Here is a 15557-nt window from a genome sequence, read left to right as displayed (position 1 = left end):
GCGGGGGCGGCCGGGATCAGGCGCCGAGTCCGGATACGGCCTCCGCGAACGCCTCGCCGCGCCTGTTGTAGTTGGCGAACATGTCCATGGAGGCGCAGGCCGGGGCCAGCAGTACCGTGTCGCCGGGCCGTGCCAGCCGCCGCGCCTCCTGGACGGCCTGGAGCATCGCCCCAGTGTCGGTCCGGTCGAGGTCGACGACGGGTACCTCCGGGGCGTGTCGCGCGAGGGCCTCACGGATGAGCGCGCGATCGGCTCCGATGAGGACGGCGCCGCGCAGCCGCTTCGCCGAGTTCGCGACGAGCTCGTCGAAGGTCGCGCCCTTCGCCAGACCGCCCGCGATCCACACGATCGACTCGTAGGCCGCCAACGAGGCCTGTGTCGCGTGGGTGTTGGTGGCCTTGGAGTCGTCGATGTAGGCCACGCCGTCCACGTCGGCCACGTGCGCGATGCGGTGGGCGTCCGGGGTGAAGGCCCGCAGGCCGTCCCGGACGGCCTGCGCCGGAACGCCGAAGGCGCGTGCCAGGGCCGCCGCGGCGAGGGCGTTGGCGATGTTGTGCGGGGCGGGCGGGTGCACGTCGGAGACCTCGGCCAGCTCCTGGGCGTTCTTCTGCCGGTTCTCGACGAAGGCGCGGTCGACGAGGATGCCGTCCACGACGCCGAGTTGGGAGGGGCCGGGCGTGCCGAGCGTGAATCCGACGGCCCGGCAGCCCTCCTCGACGTCCGCCTCGCGCACCAGGTCCTCGGTCGCCTTGTCGGCGGTGTTGTAGACGCAGGCGACGCGATTGCCCTCGTAGACACGGCCCTTGTCGGCCGCGTAGGCCTCCATGGAGCCGTGCCAGTCGAGGTGGTCGGGGGCGAGGTTGAGGACGGCGGCGGAGTGGGCGCGCAGCGAGGGCGCCCAGTGCAGCTGGTAGCTCGACAGCTCTACCGCGAGGACGTCGTAAGGCTCGTCGCCGAGGACGGCGTCCAGCAGGGAGACGCCGATGTTGCCGACTGCCGCCGTGCGCAGGCCCGCCGCCTTCAAGATCGAGGCGAGCATCTGCACGGTGGTGGTCTTGCCGTTGGTGCCGGTCACGGCGAGCCACGGGGCTGCGTCGGGGCCGCGCAGCCGCCAGGCGAGTTCGACGTCCCCCCAGACGGGTACGCCGGCCTGCCCGGCGGCGCGGAAGAGCGGCTTGTCCGGCCGCCAGCCGGGCGCGGTGACGATCAGCTCTGTGCCCTCCGGCAGGGTGTCGCCGTCACCGAGGCGCACGGTGACCCCGAGGGCCTCCAGCTCGGCCGCCTGGGTCCGGGCGCGCTCGTCGTCGCCGTCGTTGACGACGGTGACGTGCGCGCCGAGACCGTGCAGGACCCTGGCCGCCGGAACACCGGAGACGCCGAGTCCCGCGACGGTGACGTTCTTACCCTGCCAGTCGGTCACTTGTCCGCTGCCCATCCCGCGTAGAAGAGGCCCAGTCCGACGATCACACAGATGCCCTGGATGATCCAGAATCGGACCACCACGAGCACTTCGGACCAGCCCTTGAGTTCGAAGTGGTGCTGGAGCGGCGCCATCCGGAAGACCCGCTTCCCGGTGAGCCGGAAGGAGCCGACCTGGATGACCACCGACATGGTGATGAGCACGAACAGGCCGCCGAGCAGCGCGAGCAGCAGTTCGGTGCGGGAGCAGATCGCCAGGCCCGCGAGCACACCGCCGAGCGCGAGCGAACCGGTGTCGCCCATGAAGATCTTGGCCGGCGAGGTGTTCCACCACAGGAAGCCGAGGCAGGCGCCCATCAGCGCGGAGGCCACGACCGCGAGGTCGAGCGGATCGCGGACCTCGTAGCAGGCGTTGGGGTTGGTCAGCGTCATCGCGTTGGCGCAGGACTCCTGGAACTGCCAGACGCCGATGAAGGTGTAGGCGCCGAAGACCAGCACGGAGGCACCGGTGGCCAGACCGTCCAGACCGTCGGTGAGGTTCACGCCGTTCGACATCGCGAGGATCATGAACAGCGCCCAGATGACGAACAGCACCGGGCCGATCGTCCAGCCGAAGTCGGTGATGAACGACAGCTTCGTGGAGGCGGGGGTGTTGCCGCGGTTGTCGGAGAACTGCAGCGCGAGCACCGCGAAGGCGATGCCGACGATCAGCTGGCCGGCCATCTTCGCCTTGGCGCGCAGACCCAGCGAACGGCGCTTGACGATCTTGATGTAGTCGTCGAGGAAGCCGACCAGGCCCATGCCGACCATCAGGCCGAGCACCAGCAGACCCGAGTAGGTCGGGGTGTAACCGGTGATCACCTTGGACAGGAAGTAGGCGGCGACCGTGGCCAGGATGAAGGCGATGCCACCCATGGTCGGCGTTCCGCGCTTGCTGGCGTGCTCGCGCGGGCCGTCGTCGCGGATGTACTGGCCGTAGCCCTTGCGGGCCAGGAGCTTGATCAGCAGCGGGGTGCCGACCAGCGTCAGGAAGAGGCCAATGACTCCCGCGAACAGGATCTGCTTCATCATCGGGCGGCGACCTCACCCTCGGCACCGGTCTCGAGGAGCGCCTGGGCGACACTCTCGAGGCCGACCGAACGGGACGCCTTCACGAGGACGACGTCCCCCGGGCGCAACTCGCTGCGCAACAGGTCGATCGCCGCCTGTGCGTCGGACACGTGCACCGACTCCTCACCCCACGAACCCTCGTTATATGCGCCCAGTTGCAGCCAGGACGCTTCCCTGCCCCCGACCGCGACGAGCTTGCTGACGTTGAGCCGGACGGCGAGCCGTCCGACCGCGTCGTGCTCGGCGAGCGCCTCGTCCCCGAGCTCGGCCATCTTGCCGAGCACCGCCCAGGTCCGCCGTCCCGTGCCCATGGCCACGAGCGCGCGCAGAGCGGCCCGCATGGACTCGGGGTTGGCGTTGTAGGCGTCGTTGACGACCGTCACGCCGTCCGGGCGCTCGGTGACCTCCATCCGCCAGCGGGAGAGGGAGCCCGCCTCGGAGAGCGCGGTCGCGATCTCAGTTGCGGACATGCCCAGCTCATGGGCGACGGCGGCCGCGGCGAGCGCGTTCGACACGTGGTGCTCACCGTACAGGCGCATCGTCACATCGCTTGCACCGGAGGGTGTGTGAAGCCTGAAGGCGGGCTGCCCGCTGTCCGTGAGTCTCACGTTCTCGGCGCGTACGTCCGCTTCGCCGGACTCTCCGAAAAGGATCACCTTCGCCTTCGTACGGGAGGCCATGGCCCGTACCAGCGGGTCGTCGGCGTTGAGGATCGCGGTTCCGCCGTCCTCGGCCGCGGGCAGGCTCTCCACCAGTTCGCCCTTCGCCTGCGCGATCTGCTCACGGCCGCCGAACTCGCCGATGTGGGCGGTGCCGACGTTGAGCACCAGCCCGACCCTCGGCGGGGTCAGTTCGGTCAGGTAGCGGATGTGGCCGATGCCGCGGGCGCCCATCTCCAGCACGAGGAACTTCGTCTCCTCGGTGGCGCTCAGCGCGGTCAGCGGCAGCCCGATCTCGTTGTTGAGGGAGCCGGGCGTGAACACGGTCGGCGCCTTGCGCCGCAGCACCTGCGCGACGAGGTCCTTGGTGCTGGTCTTGCCCGCGGAGCCGGTGAGGGCGACGAGGGTCGCGCCCAGCCGTTCGACGACGTGACGGGCGAGGGCGCCGAGGGCGGCCTGCACGTCCTCGACGACGATCGCGGGCACGCCGACCGGGCGGGACGCCAGCACGGCGGCCGCGCCCGCCTCGACGACGGCCGCGGCGAAGTCGTGGCCGTCCACGCGCTCGCCGACGAAGGCGACGAAGAGGCTGCCGGGCACCACCTCGCGGGAGTCCCGGACCACCGGCCCGGTGACTTCCACGGACGGATCCGGTATGTCGTACGTCTGCCCGCCGACGACTGCTGCGATCTCGGCGAGGGAGAGGGCGATCACAAGTTCATCCCTGGGTCTTCTGGATAGCTTCGCGAAGCACCTGGCGGTCGTCGAAGGGACGGACCACTCCGGCGATGTCCTGGCCCTGTTCATGGCCCTTGCCCGCGACCAGCACGGTGTCCCCCGGCTGCGCGCGGTCGACGGCGGCGGCGATCGCGGCGGCCCGTTCCTCGAAGAGGAGCACCTCGCCGCGCTCGTGCGCGGGCACCGAGGCCGCTCCCCCGAGCATGGCGGCGAGGATCGCCAGGGGATCCTCGGAGCGGGGGTTGTCGGAGGTCAGCACGGCGATGTCGGCGAGCCGGGCCGCGGCGGCGCCCATGGGGCCGCGTTTGGTCCGGTCACGGTCGCCGCCGCAGCCGAGCACGATGTGCAGCCGGCCCTTGGTCACCTTGCGCAGCGCCTTGAGGACCGACTCGACGGCGTCCGTCTTGTGCGCGTAGTCCACGACCGCGAGGTACGGCTGGCCCACGTCGACGCGCTCCAGACGCCCCGGCACGCCCGCGACGGCGGCGATGCCGTCGGCCGCGGACTGCGGGTCGAGGCCCGCGGCGGCCAGGGCGACCACGGCGGCCAGCGTGTTGGCGACGTTGAACGGGCCCGGCAGCGGCGATCTGGCGGCGACCCGCCGGCCCTCGGGCCCGACCACCGTGAAGGTGGAGTCGACCGGGCCGACCTCGACGTCCTCGGCGCGCCAGTCCGCGTCGGGGTGGCCCTCGGCGGAGTAGGTGACGACCGGGACCGTGGCCTCCCCGACCAGCCGGCGCCCGTACTCGTCGTCGAAGTTGACCACGCCGAGCCTGCTGCGCTCCGGCGTGAACAGCTGCGCCTTGGCCTGGAAGTAGTCCTCCATGCCGGAGTGGAACTCCATGTGCTCCGGGCTGAGGTTGGTGAAGACACCGATGTCGAAGACGCAGCCGTCGACGCGGCCGAGCACCAGGGCGTGGCTGGAGACCTCCATGGCGACCGCCTCGACCCCGCGCTCGCGCATGACCGCGAAAAGGGCCTGGAGGTCGGTGGCCTCGGGAGTGGTGCGCTCGGACCTGATGCGCTCGTCGCCGATGCGCATCTCGACGGTGCCGATCAGTCCGGTGGACTTCACGGTCTTCAGACCGCCCTCGACGAGGTAGGCGGTGGTGGTCTTGCCGGAGGTGCCGGTGATGCCGATCTGGAGCAGGTCGCGGCCGGGCCGGCCGTAGATCGTGGCCGCCAGCTCGCCCATCCGCCCGCGCGGGTCGTCCACGGCCAGGACCGGCAGGCCGGTGGCGGCGGCGCGCTCGGCGCCGGACGGGTCGGTGAGCACGGCGACCGCGCCCAGGCTCGCCGCCTGGGTGACGAAGTCGGCGCCGTGGGTGCGGGCGCCGGGCAGGGCCGCGTACAGGTCGCCGGGGCGCACGGCCCGCGAGTCGTGGGTGATCCCCGTGACCCCGTCGGCGCCGTCCGGAGCGGTGACCCCCAGCTGATCGGCGAGCTCCGCGAGGGGGGTGGCGGAGACCCGAGCCGGTCGCGGCGGTCCCGGATATGTCACGGAAGCGCCCTTCTGGGTGGTTTGGGACTGATCAGCGTGTGGCACGGCGGTGAGCGTACCGGGCGTACCCGCCGTCGGGCTAAAAAGGGGATCGCGCGCAGCGCCGTCCGGCGCGGACGAGGGCCGGTGCGACGGGTGGTTCCCGGGGCCGGGAGTGATCGTTGTCACGGGCTGGTTCCTGGTCGTTCTGGTCCGGTCACGGCTTGAAGTCGACGGGCAGGTTCGCGGCCTGCGCGCCGGTCGGCGGCACCTGGAGCGTCTTCAGCGCGAACTCCATGACCTCCTTGTAGATCGGGCCGCAGATCTGGCCGCCGAAGTAGCTGCCCTTGGTGGCGTTCTGGATTGCGCAGTAGACGGTGACGCGGGGGTTGTCGGCGGGTGCGAAACCGGCGAAGGAGGACGTGTAGCCGTGATATCTGCCGGTGGCCGGATCCACGCGGTTGGCCGTGCCGGTCTTGCCCGCGACCCGGTAGCCGGGGATGCGGGCCTTGATGCCGGTGCCCTGCTCGTCGTCCACCACGGACTCCAGCATCTGCGCGAGCGTCTTCGCCGTCTTCGCGCTCACGACGCGTGTCCTCTCGGGCTTGGCGGCCGGGTCGAAGCGGCCGTCGGCCCCCTTGGTGCCGCGCACCAGGGTCGGCTGCACCCGCACTCCGCCGTTGGCGATCGTGGAGTAGACGGAGGCCGCCTGTACGGCGTTGATGGAGAAGCCCTGACCGAACGGGACCGTGTACTGCTGCGAGGTGGACCACTTGTCGGGCGGTGCGAGGATGCCCCTGGTCTCGCCGGGGAAGCCGAGTCCGGTCGGCTCGCCGATGCCGAACTTGCGCAGGTAGGAGTAGAGGACCTTGTTGGCCTCCGGCTGCGTCCTGCCGAGCTGGCCGGTGGCCAGGATGGTGCCGATGTTGCTGGACTTGGCGAGCACGCCGTTCAGCGTGAGGTACCAGGTGCTGTGGTCGACGTCGTCCTGGAAGAGGCGGTCGCCGCGGTGCAGCCGGTTGGGCACGACGACGTGGGTGAGCGGTGTCGCCGCGTTCTCCTCCAGTACGGCGGCCATGGACATGACCTTGGCGGTGGAGCCGGGCTCGTAGGCGTCCTGGAGGGCGGCGTTGCCCAGCGCGGAGGGGTCGGCGTGGGTGAGGTCGCCCGGATCGAAGCCCGGGGAGTTGGCCATGGCGAGGATCTCGCCGGTGCGGGTGTCCTGGACGATGACGTAGCCGCGGTCCGCCCCGGACTTCTCCACCTGCTCGGTGATGGCCTTCTGGGCGGCCCACTGGATGTCGCGGTCGATGGTGAGCTCGGTGTCGGAGCCGGGCACCGCGCGGGTCTCTGTGGAGCCGGCGGTGGGCACCTCGCGCCCGCCGGACTGGGCGTAGCGGATCTTGCCGGGTTTGCCGGCGAGCTGCTCGTTCAGCTGCTGCTCCACGCCGCCGCCGCCCTTGCCTTCGGCGTTGACCCAGCCCAGTATCCCGGCGGCGAGGTCGCCGTTGGGGTAGACCCGCTTGCTGCTGGGGTCGGAGAAGACGCCGGCGAGCACGTTGACGGTGGTCCTGTCCTTCTGGAACTTCTTCACGAGGGCCGTCTTCAGGTCCTTGATCTGCTTCCAGACCTGCGGGGTCTCGCGGCGGGCGAGCAGGACGTAGCGGGTGTTCGGCGTGCGGAGCTTGGCGGCGATGGCCGCCTGGTCCTGGCCGAGGATCGGGGCGAGCAGCGCGGCCGCCTGCTCGGGGCCGTCTCCGATGCCCAGCTCGCCGCGGGTGAACATGGTGGGGTCGGCGGTGATGTCGTCGGCGTCCACGCTGGTCGCCAGGTCGACGCCGTTGCGGTCGGTGATGCGGCCCCGCTCGGCGGCCAGGGTGTGCACCACGTACCGGTTCTCCTCGGCCTTGGCCGCGTACGCGCTCGCGTCGAAGGCCTGCACCTGGAGCAGCCGTACGGCGAAGACGAGCAGCACCAGGGTCAGCGCCAGAGCGACCAGACGCAACCGCGGACGGGGGCTGCCGAGCCGGATGCGCGCGGCCTGGGGGCGGGCCGGGGCGGGACGGCGGGCGGGCCGGGCACCGGGGCCGGGCCGCTGCCGGGAGCCCGGCCGCGCCGGCCTGGCGGGTCCGGGCACCCGGCGGCGCGGCGGTTCCCTGTCGGACACTTCCGTCACCTGCCGAGAGTCGAGATCGAAACGAACCGGAACACAGCGTCACCCACCGGACCGGCGCACCCGCCCCACCCGGAAACCGGGCCCGGGCGAGCCCTCGGCCCGGCAGGCCCGGGCAGCCCGGGGGCCGGAGGCGGGGGCGGTTCGCTGGCGGGCACGGTCGTCACCTGCCGGGAGTCGGGGTCGGGGCTGTGGGGGCGGTGTTCTCCGGGGCCGGGGCCTGAGCGGCCGGTGGCGCCGCGTCCGTGGTGGCGGGCGCCGGGGCCGTGGCCGCCGGGGCCGTGGTGTCCGTGGCGGAGGGCGAGGGGGTGAGCGCCTCGGGCGGCAGGAGCGACAGCGGCGTCTCCTCCGCGGGAGGCGGCTCCGGGGCGGCCGAGGGGACGCCCTTGACGGTTCCGTCGGCGCCCAGGAAGGCCGGGTCGCCGCCGGGCACCATGCCCAGTTGCCGGGCGCGGAGCTGGAGCGCGTCCGGGGCGGAGTAGGAGTCGATGTCCCGCTGGAGGGCCTGTTCCTCGTCGGTGAGGTTCTTGGCGTCCTTCTGGAGCGCCTCCCGCTGGAACGCGCCCTCGCTGAGGGCGGAGTTCAGCACCAGCAGCCCGATGAGGCCGCCGCCGAGCAGGAGCACGACGAGGAGGACGAACGGGGTGCGGGCGGCCTGGCCCCGGCCCGCCGGGAAGAGCCGGGCGAGCCGGGCGGCCCGGCCCTTCAGTTCGGGTTTCCTGCTCACTGCTCCCCCTGGCTCACTCGACGTCCTCCCTGACGCGCTCGGCGCCGCGCAGCCGGGCCGGCGCCGCCCGCCGGTTCTCGGCGATCTCTTCCTCGGTGGGAAGTTCGGCACCGCGGGTGAGCAGCTTGAGCCGGGGCTGGTAGCGCTCCGGCACGACCGGCAGTCCCGGGGGCGCACTCGACGTCGCACCGGCCGCGAACACCTGCTTGACCAGGCGGTCCTCGAGGGAGTGGTACGACAGCACGGCGATCCGCCCGCCGACCTCCAGCGCCTTCACGGCGGCCGGGATCGCCCGCTCCAGCACGGCGAGCTCGCCGTTGACCTCGATCCGCAGCGCCTGGAAGGTGCGCTTGGCCGGGTTGCCGCCGGTCCGCTTGGCGGCCTGCGGCAGCGCGTCGCGGATCAGCTCCACCAGCCGGGCGCTGTTGCTGAACGGCTCCTTATCCCGCTCGCGCACGACGGCGGCCACGATCCGCTTGGCCTGCTTCTCCTCGCCGTACGCCCGCAGCACGCGGACCAGCTCGCCGGGCGGGTAGGTGTTGAGGACCTCGGCGGCGCTGATCCCGGTGCTCTGGTCCATGCGCATGTCCAGGGGCGCGTCCTGCGCGTAGGCGAAGCCGCGGTCGGCCTCGTCGAGCTGCATCGACGACACCCCGAGGTCGAACAGGACGCCCCGCACGCGCGGAAGCCCCAGCCGGCCGAGCACGTCGGGCAGCTCGTCGTAGACGGCGTGCACCAGGGTGGCCCGGTCACCGAAGGGGGCCAGGCGCTCCCCGGACAGGCGCAGCGCCTCCTTGTCCCGGTCGAGGGCCACCAGCCGCGCCTCGGGGAAACGGGTGAGCAGCGCCTCGCTGTGCCCGCCGAGGCCGAGGGTGCAGTCGACGACCACCGCTCCCGGCCGCTCCAGGGCGGGCGCCAGCAGGTCCAGGCACCGCTGGAGCATCACGGGGACGTGTCGGCTGTCGCTCAAGGAGCCCTCTCAGTCCGGCGCGTCCCGCACGCACCGCCGGGTCCCGACCGCTCGGTAAAGAAAAGGGCCTGCCGGCGCCGGAAGCGTCAGCCGACCGGAAGCGGGAGGAGGCCGAGCCGTACGTACGCGCCGCGCACGTGGGGAGACCGCCGGCGCGTCGGCCGGGGCCTGTAGGGAATGCAGTGCAGCAGGGAGAGCCACGCCTCCCGCTTCGCGTCACTTTAGTGCACCCTGTCGTGCGGTCAATCAACCGGCCTGCGCGTCGCCCGACGGAGCAGCGGCGGCACCGCGAGACAAAAATTCACTCGTACGGGTGTGGGTTCGCCCTCGCTGTGGGGTCCGTCACAACAAGCCATGACGGGGTTCTTTGTACCGTCTCACAACAGGACCCGGGCCCCGGCGCCCACTAACGTCATGAGTATGACGACTTCTGCATCAGTTCCCGCCGGGTCCGAGGGCGCCATAAACCGTCGTGGCACCGTCACCGACCGTCTCGCGGAGGCGAACCAGCAGTACGCCGCCGCGTTCAGCGATCCGGGGATGGACGCCCGGCCCGTGCTGCAGGTCGCGGTCGTGGCCTGCATGGACGCCCGTCTCGACCTGCACGCCGCGCTCGGCCTGGAACTCGGCGACTGCCACACCATCCGCAACGCGGGCGGTGTGGTCACCGACGACGTCATCCGCTCGCTCACCATCAGCCAGCGGGCCCTGGGCACCCGCAGCGTCGTGCTGATCCACCACACCAACTGCGGCCTGGAATCCATCACCGAGGAGTTCCGGCACGAGCTGGAGATGGAGGTCGGGCAGCGTCCGGCGTGGGCCGTGGAGGCCTTCCGGGACGTCGACCAGGACGTGCGGCAGTCGATGCAGCGCGTGCGCACCTCGCCGTTCCTGCTGCACACCGACGACGTGCGCGGTTTCGTCTTCGACGTCAGGACGGGCCGGCTGCGCGAGATCGACCCCGCCTGACCGCCGCACGCGCGCCGGGATTCCGGTGCGCGGCATGCCGCCGTCACCAGCGAAAGCCGCAAGAACCGACATATCGCGGCCAGTTGTCCACAGGCGAGTGACACGAATCGGTAACGGCGGCAAGAATGCGGGGGTGGCCTCACGCGCAATCCTTCGCGCGTGGTGCCTGATTCGGGGTGGGCCGGTCCGCACAGCAGAGCGTCGGCCCGGAAATTTTTGGGGTAATCCCCACGCTCGCCGACGAGCGTGGGGAAGGGCCGAGGAGGGCCGCCGGGTGACGACCTATGACGATCGAGCGAGCCATGGGGGTGCCCCCGCTCGAGCGGAGCAGGGCGTGGGGGGTGATCTCGCCGCCACCGTGGAGCGGATCCGCCGTTCGGTGGAAGAGGTGATCGAGGGCAAGCCCGAGGTCGTACGGCTCTCACTGACCGTGCTGCTCGCCGAGGGGCATCTTCTGATCGAGGATGTTCCCGGGGTGGGCAAGACGATGCTCGCCAAGGCGCTGGCGCGGTCCATCGACTGTTCGGTGCGGCGCATCCAGTTCACGCCCGACCTGCTGCCGTCGGACATCACCGGCGTGTCCATCTGGGACCAGCAGCGCCGGGACTTCGAGTTCAAACCGGGCGCCATCTTCGCGCAGATCGTGATCGGCGACGAGATCAACCGGGCCTCCCCCAAGACCCAGTCGGCGCTGTTGGAGTCCCTGGAGGAGCGGCAGGTCACCATCGACGGGCAGACCTACGAACTGCCCTCGCCGTTCATGGTGGTGGCCACCCAGAACCCGGTCGAGATGGAGGGCACCTATCCGCTGCCCGAGGCCCAGCGCGACCGCTTCATGGCCCGGGTGTCCATCGGCTACCCCAGCCCGGACGCCGAGTTGCAGATGCTGGACGTGCACGGCGGGGTGAGCCCGCTGGACGACCTCCAGCCGGTGGCGCACGCGCACGAGATCGTGAAGCTGATCGAGGCCGTGCGCGGGGTGCACGTCGCCGAGACGGTGCGCCGGTACGCGGTGGACCTGGTCTCGGCCACCCGCACCCACCCCGACCTCAGGCTCGGCGCCTCGCCGCGCGCGACGCTGCACCTGCTGCGCGCGGCGAAGGCGTCCGCCGCGCTGAGCGGCCGGGAGTACGCGCTGCCCGACGACGTGCAGGCGCTGGCCGTGGCCGTCCTGGCCCACCGGCTGCTGCCCACCGCCCAGGCCCAGCTCAACCGCCGTACCGCCGAGCAGGTCGTCCAGGAGATCCTCCAGCACACCCCGGTGCCCGCGGATCACCAGCGCTCCGGCGGCTTCGGTCTGGGCCGCGGCGCGCCCGCGTACGACCAGCGGCCGCCGCGGGGCCTGTGATGACGGACGCGGGGAGTGCGCGCGCGGAGGACGACCGCGAGGAGCGGGGCGGCGTCCGCACCGCGCTGGCCGGTCTGACCACCCGCGGGCGTTCCTTCCTGGCCGCCGGCGTCGCCGCCGCGACCTGCGCCTACGTCCTCGGCCAGAGCGATCTGCTGCGGGTCGGGCTGCTGCTGGCGGCGCTGCCGCTGGTGTGCGCCACGGTGCTCCTGCGCACGCGCTACCGGGTCTCCGGCAGCCGCCGGCTCTCCCCCGCGCGCGTGCCCGCCGGCAGCGAGGCCCGGGTGCACCTGCGGATGGACAACGTCTCGCGGCTGCCCACCGGCCTGCTGATGCTCCAGGACCGGGTGCCGTACGTGCTCGGACCGCGGCCCCGTTTCGTGCTCGACCGGGTCGAGCCGGGCGGCCGCCGCGAGGTGTCCTACCGGGTCCGCTCCGACCTGCGCGGACGGTATCCGCTGGGCCCGCTGCAACTGCGGCTGACCGACCCCTTCGGGATGTGCGAACTGACCCGCTCCTTCTCGGCCCACGACACCCTGACCGTGATCCCGCGGGTGGAGCCGCTGCCGCCGGTGCGCCTGAGCGGCGACGCCAGGGGGTACGGCGACGGGCGGCAGCGCTCGCTGGCCCTGGCCGGCGAGGACGACGTCATCCCGCGCGGCTACCGCTACGGCGACGATCTGCGCCGCGTGCACTGGCGGTCCACCGCGCGCTACGGCGAGCTGATGGTGCGCCGCGAGGAACAGCCGCAGCGCGCCCGCTGCACGGTGCTCCTCGACACCCGGGCGCTCGCCTACCGGGGCGCGGGCCCCGACTCGGCCTTCGAGTGGGCCGTGTCCGGTGCCGCGTCGGTCCTGGTGCACATGCTGGAGCGGGGCTTCTCGGTGCGGCTGCTGACCGACACCGGCAGTTCGGTGCCCGGCGACGGCGGCGAGGGGTTCGCGGGCTCCGGCCAGGAGTCGGCGGACGCGGCCGGGCTGATGATGGACACCCTCGCCGTGATCGACCACTCCGACGGGGCGAGCCTGTCCCGCGCCTACGACGTGCTGCGCGGCGGCAACGAGGGACTGCTGCTGGCCTTCCTCGGCGACCTCGACGAGGCGCAGGCCGCGGTCGCCGCCAGGATGCGGCAGCGCAGCGGCGGCGCGGTCGCCTTCGTGCTGGACAGCGGGGTCTGGGCCGGGGAACCGGGCGACGTACCGGGTCCCGTGTCCGAGGCCGACGACCGCCTACGGCTGCTGCGCGACGCGGGCTGGACGGCCGTGCCCGTCGCCAGGGGCGCGCGCCTGGACGAGCTGTGGCGCCGGGCGGAGCAGGAGCGCACCGGTGCGGGCGCGGCCCGTGGGACGGGACTGGACGGGGGATGGTCATGACCAGCCTGACCAGTGCCCCGAGAGGCGACGGCCGGGCGGCCCCGGACCGGCGCCGGGACCGGCTCGACGTGCCCGCGGGCGGCACCGGCGCCGGGGAGGGGTCGATATGAGCGGGCGCACGCGGTTGACTCTGTGTGCGGCGGCGGCGACGTTGATGGCGTCGTGCGCGCTGCTGCCGCTGGTCTCCCCCGCCTCGTGGTTCCTCCAGGTCGTGCTGCTGCTGACGGTGCAGTCGGGGGTCGGCGCGGTGGCCCGGCGGGTGCCGCTCGCGCGGCCGCTGACCGTGGCGGCGCAGGCCCTGGCCACGCTGATGCTGCTCACCCTGGTCTTCGCCCGGGCGCATGCCTTCGCGGGGCTGGTTCCCGGCCCTGAGGCCTTCCGGCACCTGGCCGGACTGCTGCAGGAGGGCGCGGACGACGTCGGCCGGTACGCCATCCCGGCGCCGCAGACCGACGGCATCCGCCTGATGCTGGTCGCCGGTGTCCTGGTGATCGGGCTGATCGTGGACGCGCTCGCGGTGACGTTCCGCAGCGCGGCCCCCGCGGGTCTGCCGCTGCTCGCCGTGTACTCCGTGGCCGCGGGCCTGTCCGAAGGCGGCACCGGCGGGTGGTGGTTCCTGGTCGCGGCCGCCGGCTACCTGATGCTGCTGCTGGCGGAGGGCCGGGACCGGCTCTCGCAGTGGGGTCGGGTGTTCGCCGGGGCACCGCGCGCGGGGGGCCGCGAGCCGAGCGGCGCGACCGCGCCGGTGCGCCACGGGCGCCGGATCGGCGCCCTCGTCCTCGGCATCGCCCTGGTGGTGCCGCTCGCCCTGCCGTCGATGCGGGGCGGACTGCTCGGCGCCGCCGGCGGCGGAGTCGGCGCGGGCAGCGGCGACGGCGGCACGATCTCCGCGGTGAACCCGCTGGTGTCGCTGCGCGACAGCCTGAACGTCGACGAGGACCAGACGGTCATCACCCTGCGCACGGACACGTCCGACACCTCGAACCTGTATCTGCGGATCGTGTCCGTGGACGACTTCGACGGCACCACCTGGAAGCCGTCCCAGCGGCACATCGTGGACGTGCCCGACCGGCTGCCCAGTCCCCAGGGCCTGGACGGCGACGTCAAGCGCACCGAGATCACCACGACGATCTCGACGTCCACGTCGTTCGTCCAGGACTGGCTGCCGATGCCGTATCCGCCGAGCGCCGTGCGGGTCAAGGGCAGTTGGCGCTACGAGCCGGTCGGCATGGCCCTGGTCGGCGACCACCGGCAGACCGCGCGCGGGCTGACCTACGAGGTGAAGAGCCTTCAGGTGCGGCCGACCGCCGAGCAGCTCGCCGCGGCGCCGGAGCCGCCGGCGGCGCTGCGGCGCGAGTACACCAAGGTGCCCCGGTCGCTGCCGGCGGACGTCGCGCGCACCGCCCGCCGGGTCACCCGGGGCGCGGCGAACCACTACGAGCAGGCGGTCGAGCTCCAGGACTGGTTCGCCCTCGAAGGCGGCTTCCGGTACGACACGCAGGTCGAGGCGGGCAGCGGACCGCGGGCCATCTCGCGGTTCCTGAAGGACAAGCGCGGCTTCTGCGTGCACTTCTCCTTCGCGATGGCCGCCATGGCCCGCACGCTGGGCATACCGGCCCGGATCGCGGTCGGCTTCGCGCCGGGCACCGCACGGGGCGACGGCACCGTGGCGGTGGGTCTGAAGGACGCGCACGCCTGGCCCGAGCTGTACTTCGAGGGCGTCGGCTGGACCCGCTTCGAGCCGACCCCGACCCGGGGCACGGCGCCGTCGTACACCCAACCGGACACTCCGGGCACCAGCCTGCCGGAGCACTCGGCGCCGTCCCAGAACGCGAGCACGGCGCCCTCGGCCGCGCCGTCGGCGGACCAGAGCTGCCCGCCGGAGCTGCGCAAGCTCCAGGAGTGCGGGGGCCCGTCCGCACAGGCCGTGCCGGTCAAGGGCGACGGCGGCCCGAGGTGGTACAGCCTCCTGGGCTGGACGCTGGGCGGCCTGCTGGTCCTGGCCCTGCCGCTGTCGCCGCTGCTGTGGCGGCGGCGGACACGTGCGGTGCGGCTGGGCGCGCACGGACGCGGCGGGGCGGACGCGGGGCCGCACATCCTGGCGGTCTGGCAGGAACTGGGCGACACCGCCTGGGACTTCGGGATCCTGCCGGACGAGTCGCAGACCCCGCGCAGGGCGGCCGCCCGGATCGTCCGCCTCGGGCGTCTCGACGAGGTGGCCGCCGCCTCGGCACACCGGCTGGCGGACGCGGTGGAGCAGGTCCTCTACGCGCCGCGCCCGCGTCCGGTGGCGGGGCTCGCCGAGGACGTCCGGCGGGTGGCCGGCGGCCTGCGGGACACGGCGTCGCGCCGCACCAGGCTGCGGGCCGCGCTCGCCCCGCGCTCGACCGTGCGCGTGGTCTGGGCGGCCTCGGCCCGGTGGAACGCGTTCCGGTCCCGTGCCGCCGCCCGCGTCGCCGCCGTCCGGGCCGCGCTGAGCGGGCCGTCGGGACGGCGGGACCCGGGGGACGGGGCCGGGGCTTCCGGCTGAGAGGACACATGTGAGGGGCTGACCGCCATCGGCGGTCAGCCCCTCACGCAGAACTGTGGGT

At 72.9% G+C, this 15557-nt stretch carries 11 protein-coding genes; 4 read left to right on the top strand and 7 right to left on the bottom strand.

The features are described 5' to 3' along the window. Positions 1–16 precede the first annotated feature (16 nt). The 7 genes from murD to rsmH form a co-directional block, all read right to left on the bottom strand. Positions 17–1435 carry a UDP-N-acetylmuramoyl-L-alanine--D-glutamate ligase gene (gene murD, locus ACF09J_RS01645; protein WP_392303359.1) on the bottom strand — a complete coding sequence of 473 codons (1419 nt, stop codon included), beginning with the start codon at positions 1433–1435 and terminating at the stop codon, positions 17–19. Further along, entirely contained in the window at positions 1417–2487 is a 1071-nt protein-coding gene (mraY, locus tag ACF09J_RS01640) for a phospho-N-acetylmuramoyl-pentapeptide-transferase (protein WP_390827628.1), read from the bottom strand. The genes murD and mraY overlap by 19 nt, the downstream gene beginning before the upstream one ends. Continuing rightward, positions 2487–3902, bottom strand: coding sequence for a UDP-N-acetylmuramoyl-tripeptide--D-alanyl-D-alanine ligase (gene murF, locus ACF09J_RS01635; protein WP_392303358.1), 1416 nt, complete (start codon positions 3900–3902; stop codon positions 2487–2489). The genes mraY and murF overlap by 1 nt, the downstream gene beginning before the upstream one ends. Before the next feature lie 4 nt (positions 3903–3906). After that, a complete protein-coding gene (locus ACF09J_RS01630) occupies positions 3907–5427 on the bottom strand; it encodes a UDP-N-acetylmuramoyl-L-alanyl-D-glutamate--2,6-diaminopimelate ligase (RefSeq protein WP_392303357.1) in 1521 nt (506 codons plus the stop codon). 196 nt (positions 5428–5623) lie between these two features. Next, positions 5624–7573, bottom strand: coding sequence for a peptidoglycan D,D-transpeptidase FtsI family protein (locus ACF09J_RS01625; protein ID WP_392303633.1), 1950 nt, complete (start codon positions 7571–7573; stop codon positions 5624–5626). A 169-nt stretch (positions 7574–7742) separates the two neighbouring features. Further along, positions 7743–8306, bottom strand: coding sequence for a septum formation initiator family protein (locus ACF09J_RS01620; protein ID WP_392303356.1), 564 nt, complete (start codon positions 8304–8306; stop codon positions 7743–7745). A 13-nt stretch (positions 8307–8319) separates the two neighbouring features. After that, positions 8320–9276, bottom strand: a complete 957-nt coding sequence (gene rsmH / locus ACF09J_RS01615; RefSeq protein ID WP_392303355.1) for a 16S rRNA (cytosine(1402)-N(4))-methyltransferase RsmH — start codon at positions 9274–9276, stop codon at positions 8320–8322. Between the two features lie 420 nt (positions 9277–9696). On the opposite strand from rsmH, the gene ACF09J_RS01610 reads away from it, so the two are divergent. From ACF09J_RS01610 to ACF09J_RS01595, 4 genes are all read left to right on the top strand, one after another. After that, positions 9697–10245, top strand: coding sequence for a beta-class carbonic anhydrase (locus ACF09J_RS01610; RefSeq protein ID WP_392303354.1), 549 nt, complete (start codon positions 9697–9699; stop codon positions 10243–10245). 274 nt (positions 10246–10519) lie between these two features. After that, positions 10520–11593: an AAA family ATPase gene (locus ACF09J_RS01605; RefSeq protein WP_392303353.1), complete on the top strand. Its 1074-nt coding sequence runs from the start codon at positions 10520–10522 to the stop codon at positions 11591–11593. Then, positions 11593–12966 (top strand): DUF58 domain-containing protein, encoded by a 1374-nt coding sequence (locus ACF09J_RS01600; protein WP_392303352.1) that lies wholly within the window; start codon positions 11593–11595, stop codon positions 12964–12966. Before ACF09J_RS01605 ends, ACF09J_RS01600 begins: the two co-directional genes overlap by 1 nt. Positions 12967–13072: 106 nt before the next feature. Further along, entirely contained in the window at positions 13073–15496 is a 2424-nt protein-coding gene (locus tag ACF09J_RS01595) for a DUF3488 and DUF4129 domain-containing transglutaminase family protein (protein ID WP_392303351.1), read from the top strand. The last annotated feature ends 61 nt before the right edge of the window (positions 15497–15557 follow it).

The organism is Streptomyces sp. NPDC014889, assembly GCF_043081205.1.
Lineage (GTDB): Bacteria > Actinomycetota > Actinomycetes > Streptomycetales > Streptomycetaceae > Streptomyces.
This window is presented reverse-complemented; position numbering and strand designations above follow the sequence as displayed.